General features: G+C 39.7%; 15 protein-coding genes. All 15 read right to left on the bottom strand.

Translation table 11 applies throughout. From position 1 onward, the window contains the following. Positions 1–95: 95 nt before the first annotated feature. The 15 genes from QZ998_RS09605 to QZ998_RS09535 all read right to left on the bottom strand — a co-directional run bounded on the left by QZ998_RS09605 (position 96) and on the right by QZ998_RS09535 (position 16,937). On the bottom strand, positions 96–1,163 hold the full coding sequence (locus QZ998_RS09605) for an FkbM family methyltransferase (RefSeq protein WP_296560065.1): 1,068 nt from the start codon (positions 1,161–1,163) through the stop codon (positions 96–98). 20 nt (positions 1,164–1,183) lie between these two features. Beyond that, the gene (locus QZ998_RS09600) at positions 1,184–3,121 is read right to left on the bottom strand and encodes a glycosyltransferase (RefSeq protein ID WP_296560063.1); all 1,938 of its coding nucleotides are present in this window, start codon (positions 3,119–3,121) and stop codon (positions 1,184–1,186) included. A gap of 73 nt (positions 3,122–3,194) precedes the next feature. Further along, positions 3,195–5,351, bottom strand: a complete 2,157-nt coding sequence (locus tag QZ998_RS09595; RefSeq protein ID WP_296560062.1) for a TPR domain-containing glycosyltransferase — start codon at positions 5,349–5,351, stop codon at positions 3,195–3,197. A gap of 206 nt (positions 5,352–5,557) precedes the next feature. After that, positions 5,558–6,769 (bottom strand): flagellin, encoded by a 1,212-nt coding sequence (locus QZ998_RS09590; RefSeq protein ID WP_296560060.1) that lies wholly within the window; start codon positions 6,767–6,769, stop codon positions 5,558–5,560. Between the two features lie 386 nt (positions 6,770–7,155). Beyond that, a complete protein-coding gene (locus QZ998_RS09585) occupies positions 7,156–7,758 on the bottom strand; it encodes a hypothetical protein (RefSeq protein WP_296560058.1) in 603 nt (200 codons plus the stop codon). Positions 7,759–7,794: 36 nt separating this feature from the next. After that, positions 7,795–8,811, bottom strand: a complete 1,017-nt coding sequence (locus tag QZ998_RS09580; RefSeq protein WP_296560056.1) for a hypothetical protein — start codon at positions 8,809–8,811, stop codon at positions 7,795–7,797. Between the two features lie 57 nt (positions 8,812–8,868). Continuing rightward, positions 8,869–10,473, bottom strand: a complete 1,605-nt coding sequence (gene flgK, locus QZ998_RS09575; protein WP_296560055.1) for a flagellar hook-associated protein FlgK — start codon at positions 10,471–10,473, stop codon at positions 8,869–8,871. Positions 10,474–10,576: 103 nt separating this feature from the next. Continuing rightward, a complete protein-coding gene (flgN, locus tag QZ998_RS09570) occupies positions 10,577–11,074 on the bottom strand; it encodes a flagellar export chaperone FlgN (RefSeq protein WP_296560053.1) in 498 nt (165 codons plus the stop codon). Between the two features lie 75 nt (positions 11,075–11,149). Next, positions 11,150–11,455: a flagellar biosynthesis anti-sigma factor FlgM gene (locus tag QZ998_RS09565; protein ID WP_296560051.1), complete on the bottom strand. Its 306-nt coding sequence runs from the start codon at positions 11,453–11,455 to the stop codon at positions 11,150–11,152. Between the two features lie 346 nt (positions 11,456–11,801). After that, positions 11,802–12,833, bottom strand: a complete 1,032-nt coding sequence (locus tag QZ998_RS09560) for a chemotaxis response regulator protein-glutamate methylesterase (protein WP_296560049.1) — start codon at positions 12,831–12,833, stop codon at positions 11,802–11,804. 14 nt (positions 12,834–12,847) lie between these two features. After that, positions 12,848–13,351: a chemotaxis protein CheW gene (locus QZ998_RS09555; RefSeq protein WP_111887642.1), complete on the bottom strand. Its 504-nt coding sequence runs from the start codon at positions 13,349–13,351 to the stop codon at positions 12,848–12,850. Between the two features lie 251 nt (positions 13,352–13,602). After that, positions 13,603–14,091 (bottom strand): chemotaxis protein CheD, encoded by a 489-nt coding sequence (locus QZ998_RS09550; RefSeq protein WP_296560046.1) that lies wholly within the window; start codon positions 14,089–14,091, stop codon positions 13,603–13,605. Continuing rightward, the gene (locus QZ998_RS09545; RefSeq protein ID WP_296560044.1) at positions 14,088–14,705 is read right to left on the bottom strand and encodes a chemotaxis protein CheC; all 618 of its coding nucleotides are present in this window, start codon (positions 14,703–14,705) and stop codon (positions 14,088–14,090) included. The genes QZ998_RS09550 and QZ998_RS09545 overlap by 4 nt, the downstream gene beginning before the upstream one ends. Before the next feature lie 34 nt (positions 14,706–14,739). Then, positions 14,740–16,179 carry a FapA family protein gene (locus tag QZ998_RS09540; protein WP_296560042.1) on the bottom strand — a complete coding sequence of 480 codons (1,440 nt, stop codon included), beginning with the start codon at positions 16,177–16,179 and terminating at the stop codon, positions 14,740–14,742. A 56-nt stretch (positions 16,180–16,235) separates the two neighbouring features. Next, the gene (locus tag QZ998_RS09535) at positions 16,236–16,937 is read right to left on the bottom strand and encodes a flagellar hook-basal body protein (RefSeq protein ID WP_296560040.1); all 702 of its coding nucleotides are present in this window, start codon (positions 16,935–16,937) and stop codon (positions 16,236–16,238) included. Positions 16,938–17,093: the final 156 nt, after the last annotated feature.

Here is a 17,093-nt window from a genome sequence, read left to right as displayed (position 1 = left end):
TACAATTGCACCATCTGGTTTTTGAATTCATCGGTAAAACTTCGTCTTGGTCTTTTAGTCATTTCGGCAGGTCTCCTTTGTTTGTTGTTTATATTTTACCTGCCCACAATTATGTTGTCCAGTTTATTATAACCTATCCATTGTGGATGATTAGCAATAATGCTTCTCTTCGCACCTTTTAGAGCATTCATTTCTGCACCTTCAATATCCATTTTTATAAAAGTAGGTTTAAACCCTTGTAATACATCATCGATAGCAACACACTGTATAATTTCACTTCCGGCTTCATCAAACCTTCCACTTGAGGGAGCATCAATTGGTACGGAAAACCTAAATTTTTCAGTTCTTGCATGAACGCCACACGGAAACATAATTACCGTGTCGAATTTTTTTGAATTCTGGCGTGTATATTCTGCAATCTTTACACATAAGTCGTTCTGTGGTTCAAAAATAGCCAAGTTTTTTATTTTAATCTGCTTCGAAACAAGGTTGCGTATGGTATCACCATCGAAACCGCCACAATCAACGAAACGACTATAATCTTTTTTAATGGGAATATTATGGGCTAGATACTGTAGGTTGACATCATAAGGCTCCTTAAACCTAGTAAAGTCCATTGTTAAATGGGCCTTAAGATACTCAATGTAAAGCTTTTTATCTTCCTCCTGTTCGAAAGAAGAAAATGCTTCCACCACTTTTCCTCGATCTTTCCCTAAAACATCAATTTTATTATATGAACCATCAAAGAGATTCTCATAAAAAGCGCCATTATTTATCGTGCTTAAATTCACTTCATGTAATGCAAAAATATTTTCAAACCCAAGTTTTTTTAGGTTCAATTTTATCTCATTACATGTGTTAAGTGTAAATAATGCTGAGAGAATAACATAACCTGTAGATTTAAATTTTATGAGCATCTCATCCTCCGGATGATATATTGGTACTTCAAATCCAGAAAAATCAGTACTTTTAGCGCGGTCAATAAAACATATCGTATTTATTCCATTATCTTTAAGGTTTTTATAAAGCCTCTTACCAATGTTGCCGGCTCCATAAAGAATAATCTGTTTTTTATCTAAATCACATAACTTATTGCTATCTGTTTCTAATGTGCCCTTCTCGAAATCTCCCAATAGACTTTCTAAAGTATCAATTGTCGTCATTTCCCCCTCCACTTTCTTGCTTATATCAATTTCCTACTCACCTTGATAGTATAATCTTTAATGAGCATTTTATTAAAAACCGATTCTGCATCATCATCACAAATTTTTCTAATTCTACTAAAAATGTTTTTTTTACTTTGATCATCAATTGAATGATTTTCGGATAGTGCTTCTTCGATAAAATATCCCTTGCTTTCCAGATAATTACTTAGCTCTTCTAAGCTAATATAACTCGTATTCTTTCTATCTGTGTATTTGTACATATTTATCATCGCTAAGAACCTTCGCAAGTCATCTTCATTGTTGATTTTCAGAATTAAACTTCCATCGTCTTTTATTAGCTCTAATATTCTATTAAGGTTCTTTAATGGAAAGCCATATTCATTTAAATACCTACCCAAAATAATATAATCAAAACTGCATTGTTTATAATACTCATTAATATATTCAATCCGATCAGATGCTAACTCGCTACCACAGATAGTACTAAGATCTAACCAATACTTTCCTTCAGTGGTAAAGGCTGCTAAACGAGTATTATAAAAACCCTTTTCTCTAAGTGCATTTTTTGCCTCTAGCAACGGGGTTCCACATAAAACATCTATTCCAAGTATATGGTATTCACTTTTTCCCTGTCTCTCGTCGATTAATGAAATCATATTTGTTTCATAATTATTGACATCATCCCAGGCATCTATCCCAAAATACTTATCTTTAAATATTTTCCGTCCCTTTTCTAATGATTGAATCGCAAAATCTGATCCTTTATCCGTAATCTTTCCGGCATGACTAATAAATACATCTTTGCAGAGCACAGCTTTATATCCTGCTCGCCTTACCCTAAACGTTAGATCATCATCGGCGAAGTCATGGATAAAGCCGTAATCAAAAAAACCTATCCCATCAAGACACTCTTTCTTGAAAAGCGTTCCTAAAATAATCATTCTTAACCGTTCGTGCCATTTCCCTGGATTCGAAATATTGAACTGAGCTGCTTTCTTTTGCATATCATCAAAATCTTTATAACCTAGATCGACAGATTGATTGTTACTTACATAATCGGACATTGGATTTACCATCCCAATTTTCGTATCACTTAAGGCACATTGCAACATATTTTCAAGCCAATTATTTGTAACATATAGATCATTCGCAATACTGACAATATACTTCCCTCTACTTGCTGCTATGGCATGCCTTGTCCCCTCATAAGCACCAATATTTTTAGTAACTTTTATTATTTTTTTCTTTCTATGAGGTACCGATTGGAAATATTCAAATGTACCATCACTAGAACCATTGTCAACCAAAATCAATTCATAATCAATTTCTTTTGTATATTTTAAAATACACTCCACACAAGTTTTTGTGTATTTTTCTAAATTATTAAATGCGAGCACATATATACTAACCAACGGCGCGTCGTCATCTAAAAAAGAATTGGCGATCGATTCTCTATAATCAAAAATGTTATCCCCTACAACAGCCATTGATTTTTCATCTGTATTCTTAATGATAATATCACAATTTGATGTCTCGCATTCATTATACTCTTCAGCTATTGCATCAGAATTGTCTTTAACCATTTCTAGTTCTTTCAATAGTTCAGAAACTATAGCTATATCTTTTTCTTCCTTTGGAAACCTAATAGCTTTTCTATAATACACTATCGCCAATTTTTCTCGTTTACTAGAATGATACAGGTACCCTAAATTGTACAGGAGATCAAAATTATTTTCATCAATCGACAGCCCTATCTTCAGCACCCGTTCCGCTTCATCCAAATTTCCTTCCATCATGGCAATCACGCCCTTCATGGAATAATTTTCAACATCATTGTGTTCAACTTGCTCATACAATTCCAAAAGTTCTTTCGCTTCATCCAGTTTTTCATTTTCTATCAGAATCCCAATATTTTCTTTTAGTTTTTGTTTATGATCTAAATTTTCCTGATTCAATTGATTTATCCACCTTTAATTCAACATTGCAGCAAAACAGAGACAACTAGTTGATGATCTGCAATTCTTACCCTTACATCAATTTCAGTTGCACTTCTGATTTTAAAGCAAGCATTTCCAAATCCGCGGGTACAATCTTTAAGTACTCATCGATCAAATGCTTCGCTTCCGCTACTTTATTATCTTCTATTAACATTGAAATGTTATTTTTTACCAGTATCTTGTATTCTTCAAATTCATTTTTTGAATAATTATCTGTTTCTTCTTGTTTCTTTTCTTCTTGTTTCTTTTCTTCATTCTTCAATTCGTCAAGAAGCAGTTCTACACCCTTTTTCATATAATCATATGCGCTTAATGCTTTTCTCATATACTGCAAATATTTAGATTGGTCATCATCTTTATTCATTAGCGCTTTTCTCATAAACATAAAAAATATCTCTTCATGATTTTTTAGCACATAGATGTTCTCGGCATCCAAGACGGTTTCATTGTAAACGATTTCCAGATAAAACACACCTTCTTTAACATATCTTTTAAATAAATCCAGATAGTCTTCATTGTCTATTTCTTCTTTTATCAACGCAACTCGTTTCAGCGCTTTAGAAAAGATCGAAAAATAGATATCCTGTTGGTCGTCATATTTTTTAAAATAGTTTACTACCACCTCGGAAAAATCACTAAAGGTGCGGGCCATATACTCATTGTAACGGTTAATTTCTTTTTCCTCGAGTTTAGAAAAAACCGAATCGATCTGAAAACCGTCCGTCATTAGATAATATACAAATTCCCCGTATATATCGTTTTTATCATTGAAATCATAGGAATATATTATATTCAATTCTTCATCAGTCAGCGATTGGTTCAGTTCCTTTTTCTTTCTGATTTTATTCAGAAAGACATAATTATTATTAATCTCTAATACCGCAAAGCGATCGATTACTTCGTTCTTATGTTTCTTATTGTCGCTAATCAGAGCTTCCAGAGTATTCTCAAAGCGATCAGCCGCACTAAGATCTGAGTCATCTTTGTCTACTATAATTTCTTCATAGAAAACAACTAATTCATCATATCGCTTATATTTAATACTTAATCTCACAATTTGGTTGACTGCTAGATAATAGTAATTTTGTTCTATACCATTCGCACGATTTTTAGTCAAATTTAATATTTTTTTTGAATATTCAACTGATTTCTCATACTCTAAAAGCGCATCATATAGTGCCGCTACTTGAGAATAAACATATTTTTCACCACCAAAATCAGACACTATGGCAACTAAATTAATCGCTAATTTATTACTTTCATATTGTTTAAGTAATTCTAAACATTTTTTATAATTTATGATTGCTTCCTGATTTTTTTTTAGTATCCCTTGGGCTTGCGCTAAATAGAAATAGATATTAATATATCCACTGTTTTTTTCCAGTTGAGCATTTATTACTTCTTTTGCCGTTGTTTCAGCCTCTGAAAAAAGTTGATTTTTTATATAAACATCCAACATTAGATTATAAATATGCATCGGATATGTCTTTGATTCTCTTGCAATATCTAGTGCTCTACTCAAAGGATCCAAGGCTTCGATAAAATTACCATTAAAGACATGCGTTTGACCCAAATGGTAAAGCAAAAATATATTATTCGGATCGGCCTTCAGTTCTTCTTTTATGATTACTAAGTTTCTTTGCGATTTTTCATCAACGAAGTCTTGATCGATTTGGATATAGCCGTAGTGAACCAGCACTGCCTCGGAGAGATAAACGGGTTCCTTATTAGGAAGATATTCGTGAATTTTACTTGTGAATTTTAGATCATTATCTCTTTTTACAATTCTCCGACTATGAAAGGTTGAACCACTTTGACTTCGGTCTTCCTTAATTAAATTATCGATTTTTATTGCTAAACCTTTATAATTTTTATAGGTGCCCTTATTAAAAAAATCAATGATGCTATCCGGTTTCTCAAGTATTTCATCAGCATCGATATAAAAATACCACTGACCTTGGGATTTTTCAATTGTAATATTTCTCGCCTCAGCAAAATCATTGTTCCATTGGTGGTAAAAGACTTTATCCGTATATAGTTTTGCAATTTCGACCGTATTATCTGTTGAGCCCGTATCGACTATTACTAATTCTGCATCCACATTTTTAAGAATTGGTTTTAATGCTTCCAGGCACCTTCCCAGATATTTCTCTTCGTTTTTAACGATCATTCCAATGCTTAATTTCACTTTGATATCCCTTTCTTGTTAAATAATTTTCATTAGACAAATCACATTTTTTTATTTTATTTAATGAAAACCATTTATTGATTTTACAATAAAAAAAGCTTAGACACTATTAAAAATAAGCACCCTTATTCATTTTAAAGAGGGTCAGAGAAAATATTCTCATGACCCTCTCATTTGATTCAAGTTGCGATATTAAGACTTTCTAATTATTGTAATAACTGAAGGACACTTTGTGGTTGTTGATTAGCTTGAGCAAGCATTGACTGAGCAGCTTGAGAAAGAATATTATTCTTGGTAAATTCCATCATTTCTTTAGCCATATCAACGTCACGGATTCGAGATTCAGACGAAGTCAGGTTTTCAGAAGACGTACCCAAATTGTTGATGGTATGTTCTAATCTGTTCTGGAAAGCCCCAAGCTGTGAACGCTGAGCCGAGACCTTTTCGATAGCGTTATCAATTGTTGTGATGGCAGCCGATGCTTTTCCGGCTGTTTCGATATTAACAGCGGCTCCAGCGGCTCCAGTTCTTACCCCTAAAGCGTCTGCACGCATGTCGTTAATTCCAACGTACATATTTTGCCCGGTATTGGCTCCGATTTGCATATTTACTGCGTCAGTTACACTATCATTACCGGCATCTGCTTTTTTGAATGTTAATGTTATGCTATCGCCTACCTTCATTTTATCAAGGTCGGTAATTACAAGCGTTCCAGCAGAAGCTGAGACTAAATTTGTAGTAAGGTCAAGAGTTGCAGAACCACCTGCAGTTACACTAGCCAATGACGCTCCCGCATGTACTGGACTGTCTACAGAGAATCCAAATGTTGTTCCCGTATCAGCAGTTTTCGTGATGGTAACTGTAAAATCCTTTATTGCTGACCCTGAAGAAGCAGCTACACTCTGAATCGTAGCTAACCCTGCTCCCAGCGTAACAGTAGTAGCACTGGTATTCGCAGACATAGTAACTTTTCCATTTGCCGCAGCTCGAAGTCCTTCTTTATCACCATTTAATAATTTTTGAGTGTTAAATTCGGTTGTGTTTGCAATTCGATCGATTTCAGTTGTTAACTGATCAATTTCTTTCTGCATTTCGCCACGATCAGTAGCAGTATTGGTATCATTGGATGATTGTACCGCCAGTTCTCGCATTCTTTGAAGAATGGAGTGGGTTTCACTTAACGCGCCTTCAGCTGTTTTAATTAAAGAAATCCCATCATTGGCGTTGGTAGATGCTTGATCCAGACCACGGATCTGGCCACGCATTTTTTCAGAAATTGCCAATCCTGCAGCGTTATCGCCAGCTCGGTTGATTTTTAAACCGGATGACAGTTTTTCTAATGACTTAGTTGTAGCTGCCTGGTTTGCTGATAATTTGTTATAGGTATTAAGTGCTGTAATGTTATGATTGATTCTCATTGTTCTTTCCTCCGTTTTTTTATTTTGCCGATAACCCTCGGCCAGGGAATTGTTGAGGCGTTCCTTCGTACGCAAGGTTTGCCAAATGTTTAAGCTTTTTCGCTCTTGTTATTAATATCGTCCAACAAGGGGGATACTTTAGGGTGTTTTTAAAAAATATTTGGGTTTGCTAAAGTTTTTTTGTTGGGATATATTAATAACGCCGTTTTAGGATTTGTTGATAGTATTATCGGTTGTTTGTGATGAGAGTTTAGGGTTTTTTGAAAAGTTTTTACTTTTCGCTAACAGGCGGATGATATCCGCCCCTACGAACAAGATCACGCAGTGTCGTTAAACGATTTTTGAATTTTTTAACTTTTCAACGAAAAAAAAGGCGTTGCCGCCTTTTATACTTTTTCGTCTAACAGAGGAATCTGTTGGGATGCGATTTGTTGTTGTTCGAAGCCGATCGGGGGGCTGTAGTTGGGGTCGGCGCTGGGGGGGACGTAGATTGGGCCGCCGACGTATTTGATGATGACTTCGGGTCGTTGGGTTACGATTAGCTGGAGGTCTGGGGGCATGAATTCGGTATTAAAATTGTTGGTTTCCGGCATGCCGCTGGATAGCCGGCTAATCGGGATGGTCATTTGCAGGTTGCCGGTATCCTGGTCGTTAATTTTGGCCTTGCTTGACATCGACTCGATGCTGCGGTTGGCATGCTTAAAGCGGATCGCCCGGGATTCTCCGTCTTCCATGCTAATATCGAGGCTGAGATTACCAGCGGTATCAAACTTGGGGACGGCGGTATAGGTGGCATTATCCCAAGCATAGCTGCTGCTGGGTTCATAGGAATCCTGAATGGTCAGCCGGACTGGTTGGCTCTGAATCTGGTGTTCGCTTTGCTGCTTGACCTGGAGCTGGGTATTATGGACGGCTGATAGTTTTAATTGTTCTTTTTCGACAAAGTCAATTTTTATTGGTACTGTTTCAATGGTGATTAAATTTTCCATGTTTTTCCTCCCTTCTCTTGCTCGCCATTGTAACGATTAGGACATATAATCAAAGACGGACTGTTGCACGACACTTTGGCCCATTTGCAGAGCCGCCTGATAGGCGACCTTCTGGCTTTGGAAAGCGATATAGGTATAGGCTGCGTCCACTCCTTCAACTTCTACCTGTCGTTCCTGAAGGTTATAGTTCTGAGTTTCGTAGCGGCTGGTCATAAATTCCAGGTACTGGGTTTTAGCACCAATTTCGGTAGTCGTTTGATAAACTTTTAAGCTGTTTTCTTTAAACAAACCATAAAGCCCACTCACTTTATCAGAGGAATAACTCGCATCTGGTTCTTCAAATTCCGTGGCAATTCTGCCGAGTAGATCATAAAGATTATTGGACACCGTTTCTCCAGAAACAACTGAAGTCTCCATCCCCATAAAACTCAAACCCGGAAAGGAATAATTAAATACAGAGCTCGGATTGACATCTCCAGTTCCTGAATCAAATGTTACCCCCAACCCAATATCGACATACATTGTGTCATTTTGAAGTCGCTCAGCTTCAGGCGACCCTTTTATCAAGTCATCCAATTTATTGCCATTATATTCAAGTTTCGGAGGAACGCCAACGACCTCAAAGGGTTTTTGGTTATTTGTTCCGCCAAAAAGGTACTGGCCTGAAACATCCGTATTCATGGTTTCCAGCAACTGAGCCTGGATGGTACGCAGTTCGGTGGCAATAATCTTTCGATCACCATCGCTTTGAGTCCCATTCATCCCTTGCAAAATCTTGTCCGTTGCTTCAGAAAGTGATGACTGAATCTGACTAAGGGTACTTTCCGAATTGGTTAAAAATGACTGGGCATGCTGGATGTTATCCTGATAACCTTCAACCTTAGCAAGATTTCGGCGGATCTGATATCCCCGAACGGCTGAGGATACATCTTCTGATGTTCTAGCATATTTTCTGCCGGTGGCCACCTGGGTATTTAATTTATTAAGATCTGTTGACAAGCTATTTAAATTGGTTGAATATTTTGAGGTCATCATGCGATAGGTAATTCTCATTTTTTCACTTCCTTTCGTTTATTCATCGTAAACCAATGTGGTTAACCCAACCTGTGCCTACACACCCATTCTGTTAATGACGTTATCGAGATTTTCGTCCAGTACATTAAAGTAGCGCATAGCCGCATTGTAGACCTTCTGAAAGGCTGAGAGGTTAATCCCTTCTTCATTCAAGGAAACACCCGAAACCGAGTCTCTGGTGTCTGAGATGGTCTGAAATACATTGGTAGCTGTTTTAGAGAAGTTGGTGTACAGCTCCACATCCGTTCCCACTTCACTGACCACACTGGTCATGTATTCGTTAAAGGTACCTGATAAAATGGTTGTTCCCATGCCATCTTTAAAGTCAATCTGTTCGCTCATTCGTTTAATCATTCGCAGGATATTATCCGGTTCTGTTGGTGTTGCTTTATAACCAGGTGGTACTGGGTCAATGATTGGGTTTCTGGTTGTATTCACATAGGATGGGTTTTTTAACCAATCTGATGATACCTGAATGTTTTTAGCTGTGATGTTCGCTGCTGAAGTTCCCGAATCATCAGTAAAAAGATTTAAAGGGTTCGTGGTAACGTCATTTAGCTGATAACCACCAAGCCCGTCGCTTACATTAATCTCACTGTTTATCTTGTTAAATTCTTGGGCAAACTGTTTTGCCATGATATTTATTTTCTCGTTATAGTAATAAATGCCTTTGGCATTATTTTCGGTAGCACTTGCAAAGGTTCCTTTGCCGTTGATAATACTTAAATAACCATGCAGCTTGCCGTCACTTATGACGTCGTTGGCATCGTCTCTCAGCTTTCCGGTTGTATCCACAACTGATAATTTAACATTGAGGGGATCCGTTTCTGCATCCAGACTCATCTCGGCAAATTTGCCATTGTCGACAATCATAATCGGTTCGCCGCCACCTGGATTATCGATGGTGATGCAATAATGAGGAATGGTAAGATTTTCCGAGATCACATCGGCTGGTGTCATACTGACTTTGATATTAGAAATCCCCGACAATTTATCAATCAGCAAATTACGCTGATCATATAGCTCATTGGGCCGATTACCATATATTTCTTCCCGTTGAATTTGTTGATTCAATGCAGCAATGTTTTTGACAAAGGTGTTAAATTCGCTGTCGACCGTTACTTCAAGATTTTCAGTCTGCTCGGTTCGGATCTCGTCTAACTGATTGGCATACATATTCATCATTTGGGTTATTTTTTCTGCTGCCGAACGGACAACTTGGGCAATGTCCGAGCTGGCTGGGGTTTGTGACAAACTATTGAGATCCTTAATAAAGCTTGAAAATTCACCTTGCAAGGCCTCTGCTGAAGCTTCATCAAAGACATCTTCAAGATTCGAAAGCCCTTTTAACATGGTTTCGTAGCGACTGTTTTCTGAATTCTGATTACGATACCGGGCATCAATATAGGGGTCTCTGAGCTGGGTTGTGCCGGTAGCTTTTACACCTAGTCCGGAGGATATCTGAGGGGTAGCATATTTTTGAACCATGCCGCTACTGGTCACCGAAACGATATCGACCCGTTGTCTGGTATAACCTTCAGTATTTATATTAGAAATATTATTTCCAACGATATTGATGCTTGCCTGACTGGCCTCCATGGCGCGGCGGGCTAAATCATATGATACAAATGTTGCAGCCATTGTTTTCTCCTTTTACTCTGATCCCTGTTTGCGGGCGAGGGGTGAACTCGGGCGAGGATCTGACCCCTTGGTCATCACGGATCGCCGCTACTTATATGTTAAACTAAATGCTTTTTTCGAAGGCTGAGGGAATCTTGATGGAACTGTCATTTTTGCCGTCTTCCCCGTAGGTGGTTTTTTCTTGTTTTGCCTTATATTGGGCGATATTTTTGTTGACCACATGCAATTTCGTTTGCAGCAGGGTTTGACATTTATTTTTATAAAACTCAATTTCTTTGGCGACTTCTTTAAATTCGGCCAGTAGTTTTGCAAAGCGGTCTTGCTGATCCTCTGGAAACTGATTGATCACTTCGCTGATATTCTTGCCGCTGACATTCAGTTTTTCCATATAGGCTGCCACCTCCTGGTCAAAGTTTTTAATCTGATAGAGGAAGATCTGCTGGTGGTTGAGGTTATCGCTTAATTCATCGATGCTGTTGCTCTGTATCAGCATCAGCTCATCTTTTAGTTTGGGGATGGTATCACGATGAAGCTTAATAACCCCGAAAAGATAGTCGTAAAAACTATCTAAGGTTTGTTTATATTCGATTGTTTCAAGCATATTAAGCCTCCTCGAGAAGTTTTATTTTTATTTTTACTTTTTATTTACTTATTTTTACTTTTCTTGCCCTTATTCTTATTTTAGAAGCGCATCAACCAAAGCCTCGGTGGGCACGTGGTAGGTTCCGTTCTTAACGGCTTCTTTTAATTCGCTTAAGCGGCTTGACTCTTTGACGGTGACGTCGTAAAGAATCGCTGATTTAGCGGTGGATACCCGATTGTCTTCAAAGGACGCATTGCGGCTACTTGAAATACTGCTGCTGTCTTGTTTATTTTTGCTGATGCCTTTTTTTTCAGAATCCAAACGACGGCTGGCTTCTGTTGCAATGTCCTGACCGACTTTGGCTTGAACAGCGGGATTATTGCCTGATATAATTTTCATAACTAAACCTCCTTCACTATTATATAATACCTTTATTTAATTTTGCTGATTAATTTTTAGATAATTTTATCTCTTGATATACATATCGTCATTATATAAGAATACTTTAGGAAAAGGTAGAAAATAATTGGGATAAAGGGGTGGAGAAAATAATAATCCAGACAGCATTTGCGAATGATGGTGTCTGGATTATTGGGGGACGGGCATGGCGGGCGATCTCGGATCGCCCCTACGGGATGAGGTGTTACGGGCGCCGCACAGGGGCCGCACAGGGGGACGGTTCTTTTGTGTCGGTTTAGAAGAGAATAAGAGGGTGACACAAGAAAAACCGTCCCCCTTTGCTCCACTATTTTGATAAGAACCGGATGATTTCGGGGGCGATGCGGTCGAGAGGGAGTTGTTTGTCGACGGCGCCGATATTGTAGGCGACCATAGGCATGCCGTAGACGACTGAGGATTTTTCATCCTGGCCGATCGTGTAGGCACCGGTTTTTTTCATTTTAAGCAGGCCGGTGGCGCCGTCACGGCCCATGCCGGTGAGGATCACGCCGAGTGACTGTTTGCCGGCGACATCGGCGACGGAGTCGAAAAGCACATCAACTGAGGGGCAATGGCCGCTGACCTTTTCTTCCAGGGTACATTTGACAATGTAGCCGGGGCCGCGTTTGGCCAGCCGCATCTGGAAATTTCCTGGGGCGATTAAGACTCGGCCGGGTCTTAGGGCATCGCCGTCTTCGGCTTCCTTGACTTCTAACTCGCAGGTGTTGTTGAGTCGTTCGGCATAGAGCTTGGTAAAGACCGGTGGCATATGCTGGACCACGATGATTGGCGGCATATCCCGGGGCAAGCCGGAGATGACGGTATGGATGGCATCGGTTCCCCCGGTCGAGGCACCGATGGCAATGATCTTACTGGTGGTATCAACCCCCTGATTGGCAACCGGCTGGCTGGGGACGAAATCGCTTTTACGGTTACCCACCTTGGCCGTCGATGAAATTTTAATTTTGATAATCAGTTCATTAACAAAGGAGGCCATCCCGCCGGGTCTTGTGACATTGGGTTTGGTAACAAACTCAACCGCGCCGGCATCGAGGGCATCGAGAACATTTTTAGAAACCGAACTAACCACAATAACCGGCAAGGGGTATTGGGGCATCAGTTTTTTTAAGAATTCAATGCCATTCATCTTGGGCATTTCGACGTCCAGGGTTAAGACATCCGGCTTTAATTTGATAATCAAATCTCTGGCCATATAGGGATCGGTGGCTGTCCCGACGACTTCAATGTCGGGGTCTTTCGCTATTTCCCTTGATAGAGACTCACGAAAGACCAGGGAATCGTCTACGATCAGCACCTTAATTCTTTGCTTAAGTCTCATCACGGCCCCTCCAACTATTTTTCTTCAAGCAATTCTTCAATCACTTCTATTTCTTCATTCTTTAACAGGCGTTCACAATCCAGGAGTAATTGAACCTTGCCGCCTGCCTTACCAATCCCTTTCATAAAGCGATTTTCAAAACCGGTTTTGTTTGATGGTGGTGGTGCGATTTCCTCGTCGTCGATGGTTAACACTTCTTCGACGTTATCAACAATTAGGCCGACTGAGACGGCTTCAATGTCGATGACGACAATACAGGTACGGTCGTTATAATCGACTGGCTCTTTGCCAAACTGCAGTCTGACATCTAGAACCGGAATAATCTTTCCACGCAAATTGATGATCCCCTTGATATAGGTTGGCACTTCGGGTACCTTGGTAATGGATTGCATTCCAATGATTTCAGTCACATATTTTATTTCAATACCAAATACTTCTTCCTCTAATGAAAAGGTTAGAAATCTACCGTGCTGGGTATCTTCTTCCAGATTGTAATTATCTACAACATTCTCTGCCATTTTAAATCTCCTCTGTAAATATTTTTAAAGTTTTCGCTATTACCATTATACTTGAAACGTTTAAAAAGGTACACCCAAATTTATCCGTCTCTTAGATAAAATTATCGGATAAAATTCTTGTTCTTTTTTTTACCCTGATAAATGAACTTTAAACCTCACGTGGCGCTAATAAAAAAAGCTGGGCATGAAATGCTCAGCAACGGCCATCGATAAAACAATTTTTCAGTGCTAATCCCGATAAGAGGGCTTAATCAAAATTCTTCAATTCTGCGATTAAGTGACTGAATCTTCATGATGCCGGTGGCCAGATCAAAATACTGGGTACGCCCAAAATTAAGCCCGGTATCTTCGGCCAGAATGGGAATCCGCAGCTGATTTAAGACCTGCTTGACACAGATAATATTGCGCTCGCCGATGGCGCCGAGCTTACTGCCTGGCTGAACCTCAAACATTTGGGCACCGCCAGCAATTTTTGCGACGATCCGGTTATTGCCACAGCCGGCTCTTTTCATTTCATCAACCAGATCGATGATGGCGGTATCCGCAAACTTTTTGCGATTGATCTCTCGATTTGAAAAATTTGTGCTGTCCGGCAGCATAATATGCGACAATCCTCCAACTTTTGAAACCTTGTCGTATAAGCATACTCCCACACAGGAACCCAAGGCATAGGTGACCAGTACCTCAGGACCCTTTGCTAATTTATAATCTGATATTCCAATTACAATCGATTGACTCATATTTCCAGCCCTAGTTTTTGCATAATTATTTTTAAGGTATTGATCTCCGCAAACATGATCATATTACTTTTTAAGTCGTTGGTTTCGCCTTCGAAATTTTCTTCAATAAACATCAATTTGTCACCGATCGCGCCAAACTCAATAATTGGCACACTCATCAATGCTCCGACCATGTCGATGGCGACATAGGGAACTGAAACTTCAATGGTCAGTCCAGTTAGTGCTGAAATAGCATTAACATAGGAGGAGGCTAAGATATTCCCGATTTCTTTGATTCCCGAAATCTTCATCTCACTCAGCTCTTCTTCGCCATCGTCTTCACCGACTAAGATATCCATAATACTTTTGGCATCTTCAACATTGAGTAAAAACATGATCATGCCATGAGCGTCACCACTGAAGTTGACCAGGACTGCCACCGTTAAGGATTCGGCTCCACCTAAACTTTCTACCGCTTCGTCAAAGCCAGTGATCCGCACACTCGGTACACTCATATCGACTTTTTCATCTAAGATGGTGGCTAAGGCAGTAGCCGCATTCCCAGCTCCGATATTGCCAATCTCCCGGAGCATATCAATTTGGATTTCGTTTAGTTCATCGTAATTCTCGAACAAATTCTTACCTCTTTCTAATTAAACTATTTTTTCGCTACATCATCCCGTTGACAATATCGTCCTGATCCCAATAAATTTTGCAATGCTCCAAACTGTCAAATTCAAATGAGAAGGGCATATCGCCAAAATAGATCCGGGTTCCCTGGTAGAGTTTTCGTTTGACCGAAACCGAACCGAAATAATTCATGGTCCCCTTATTGTTGACATAGGCGATGGCATTATCTATTTCTTCCAATTCTTTTTTAAGCAGCATAAATTGTCTGTCAATCTGTTTTTTCAAGGATGCGATCTGTTCCATGCCGGCACTTTTGTGATTACGGTTTAAGATGTCTTTCTTTTCCCGATCTAACAGTAAGCCATTGATCTGGGCTTCTTTTGCTTTGTTTTCTTCAAGCTGTTGTTGGGCTGCTTCTTTTTTTTCTGCTAATCTGTCGAGTTCAGCCTGATCAACAGCTTTTTCGCCCAGGATCCGAATAATGGTGGGGTATTCCCGATCATTTCCAATGTCTCTGGCGACAAGCTCGCCGCGCAGTTTGATTTCCCCGCCGATCACCAATTCCTTGGAGCCAGACAGGCTAATATTGCCATGACAGGTTATTTTCCCATCGATGATGTAATCCACGGTGATATCACCTTCAACGTGTAAAATAGCATTCTCAATATAATTACAACGCAGATCTTTTCCAACAATCACATCGCCAGAACTACCGCCATAAATCCCTTTGGCGATGACCAGGTTGCCGCCTGATTCGATTTTGGCATCCTCAACTACGCCCTTGATAATCAGGTTGCCGCCAGCTTTTACGGAAAAGCCGCTGCTGACATCGCCGTCGATGGTGACATCGCCGGGAAAATTAATGTTTCCGGTGGAAAAATCAATATTAGAACGGACGTGCATCATCTCATCGATATTGATGGTATTAACAAATTTTATAATCCCATCACAGTCAGCTATCAGCTTGCTTTCATCTTCATTTAAGCTGGTGTTTTTTCCGGCTGGCACCTGCGGTTTTCTGCCCTTGTAAGCAGGGATCGGCTGTCCGTAAATGTCCTTGCCCTCAACTCCGTCCGTTTCTTTGGTGATCTCACAAAGAATTTGACCTTTTTTGGCCATCTGAAAATATTCAAGATTCTTATAGTCGACAGTTTCATCTTCGCTGTACTCCGGTTTATAATCGGCGTCTTTTTTAACCAATAGCGTGACGACCCCATCTTTCCCATCAATCGGGGCAGTGGCTTCGGCGACTTTGATGCGAATATTAAAAATTGGCCGTTTGGCCAGTTTTTCAATGGCACTGTCGATTAATCCATGCTTAATTTGATTTTTTGTCAAGGCGTCAAGCAGCTCTTCTTTGGTAAAAACAGTATTGCCTTCTTGCTGTTTTTCCAGCTTGATAAAGCCCTGCTGATTATCATCATTGACACTGACTTCAATCAAGGCTAGCTTGTCTGTTTTGGCATTCTCCTCACTCATATTCCATCCCCTTCTACATACACATTTTTCTAATCAGATGCTCTCCCTAACAAGATCTATCTCATCTGGTTAACGGTCTTTTCCATTTCATCAGTAGATTGCACAATTCTAGAATTAAACGAAAAAGCTCGGTTTGCTTCGAGCATTTTAACCATTTCGGTAGCTGAATCGGTAGCTGATGATTCTAAATAGCCGGTTCTTATGATGCTCACCTGATCCGCCTCTGGCGCTCCCGATAAATCCGAGACGGCAAATTGGTTGCTGCCCAGCAGGGTTAACCCATAGGGATTGGCAAAGGCAAAAACCCCGAGATTGTCGGCGTTAAAGCCATCCGTAATATTGATCGGGTTATTGTCTTGACCGAGAACATAGTTACCTCTGACATCAACCAGAAAGTTTTGGTCACCTTCGACGCTGATCTGAAAGACCCCATCTCTGGTGTAGGTGGTGGTATTGGTTTCTCTGTTTAAAACGGCAAAAAATCCCGGGCCTTCAATGGCACAATCGAGGGTTCGTCCGGTCGTCTGAAGAAATCCCTGGGTAAAATCAATACCGATTTTTTGAACTTTAGCGCCGTGACCAGTGCTGATTTCAACGCCGCCACCACCATCAATATTTTCGTATAATAATGATGAAAATGCGGTAACCTGTGGTTTAAATCCAACCGTGTTAATATTTGAGACATTGTTGGCAATGGTATTCAGACTATTTTGTTGAGCGATCATACCGAGTTTTGAAGCGTAAAATCCTCTTATCATAATCATGCTCCTCCTTTTTGGGGGTGTCCAGGCTTTTTGACCGACAACAGCTTGTTAAAACCGTTAGTTTCGAAATTGCCTGGATTATTGATTGATTGTTTGTTTATTTGATTATTTATATGTTATATAAGTCGAATTAAAGAATTTTGTAAATCG

Source organism: uncultured Acetobacterium sp. (assembly GCF_927416815.1).
GTDB lineage: Bacteria > Bacillota > Clostridia > Eubacteriales > Eubacteriaceae > Acetobacterium.
This window is presented reverse-complemented; position numbering and strand designations above follow the sequence as displayed.

Coding starts and splice junctions, on each gene's coding strand:
- QZ998_RS09605 (WP_296560065.1), bottom strand. CDS start 1,163: ATGACGACAATTGATACTTTAGAAAGTCTATTGGGAGATTTCGAGAAG.
- QZ998_RS09590 (WP_296560060.1), bottom strand. CDS start 6,769: ATGAGAATCAATCATAACATTACAGCACTTAATACCTATAACAAATTA.
- QZ998_RS09585 (WP_296560058.1), bottom strand. CDS start 7,758: ATGGAAAATTTAATCACCATTGAAACAGTACCAATAAAAATTGACTTT.
- QZ998_RS09580 (WP_296560056.1), bottom strand. CDS start 8,811: ATGAGAATTACCTATCGCATGATGACCTCAAAATATTCAACCAATTTA.
- flgK (WP_296560055.1), bottom strand. CDS start 10,473: ATGGCTGCAACATTTGTATCATATGATTTAGCCCGCCGCGCCATGGAG.
- flgN (WP_296560053.1), bottom strand. CDS start 11,074: ATGCTTGAAACAATCGAATATAAACAAACCTTAGATAGTTTTTACGAC.
- QZ998_RS09565 (WP_296560051.1), bottom strand. CDS start 11,455: ATGAAAATTATATCAGGCAATAATCCCGCTGTTCAAGCCAAAGTCGGT.
- QZ998_RS09560 (WP_296560049.1), bottom strand. CDS start 12,833: ATGAGACTTAAGCAAAGAATTAAGGTGCTGATCGTAGACGATTCCCTG.
- QZ998_RS09555 (WP_111887642.1), bottom strand. CDS start 13,351: ATGGCAGAGAATGTTGTAGATAATTACAATCTGGAAGAAGATACCCAG.
- QZ998_RS09550 (WP_296560046.1), bottom strand. CDS start 14,091: ATGAGTCAATCGATTGTAATTGGAATATCAGATTATAAATTAGCAAAG.
- QZ998_RS09540 (WP_296560042.1), bottom strand. CDS start 16,179: ATGAGTGAGGAGAATGCCAAAACAGACAAGCTAGCCTTGATTGAAGTC.
- QZ998_RS09535 (WP_296560040.1), bottom strand. CDS start 16,937: ATGATAAGAGGATTTTACGCTTCAAAACTCGGTATGATCGCTCAACAA.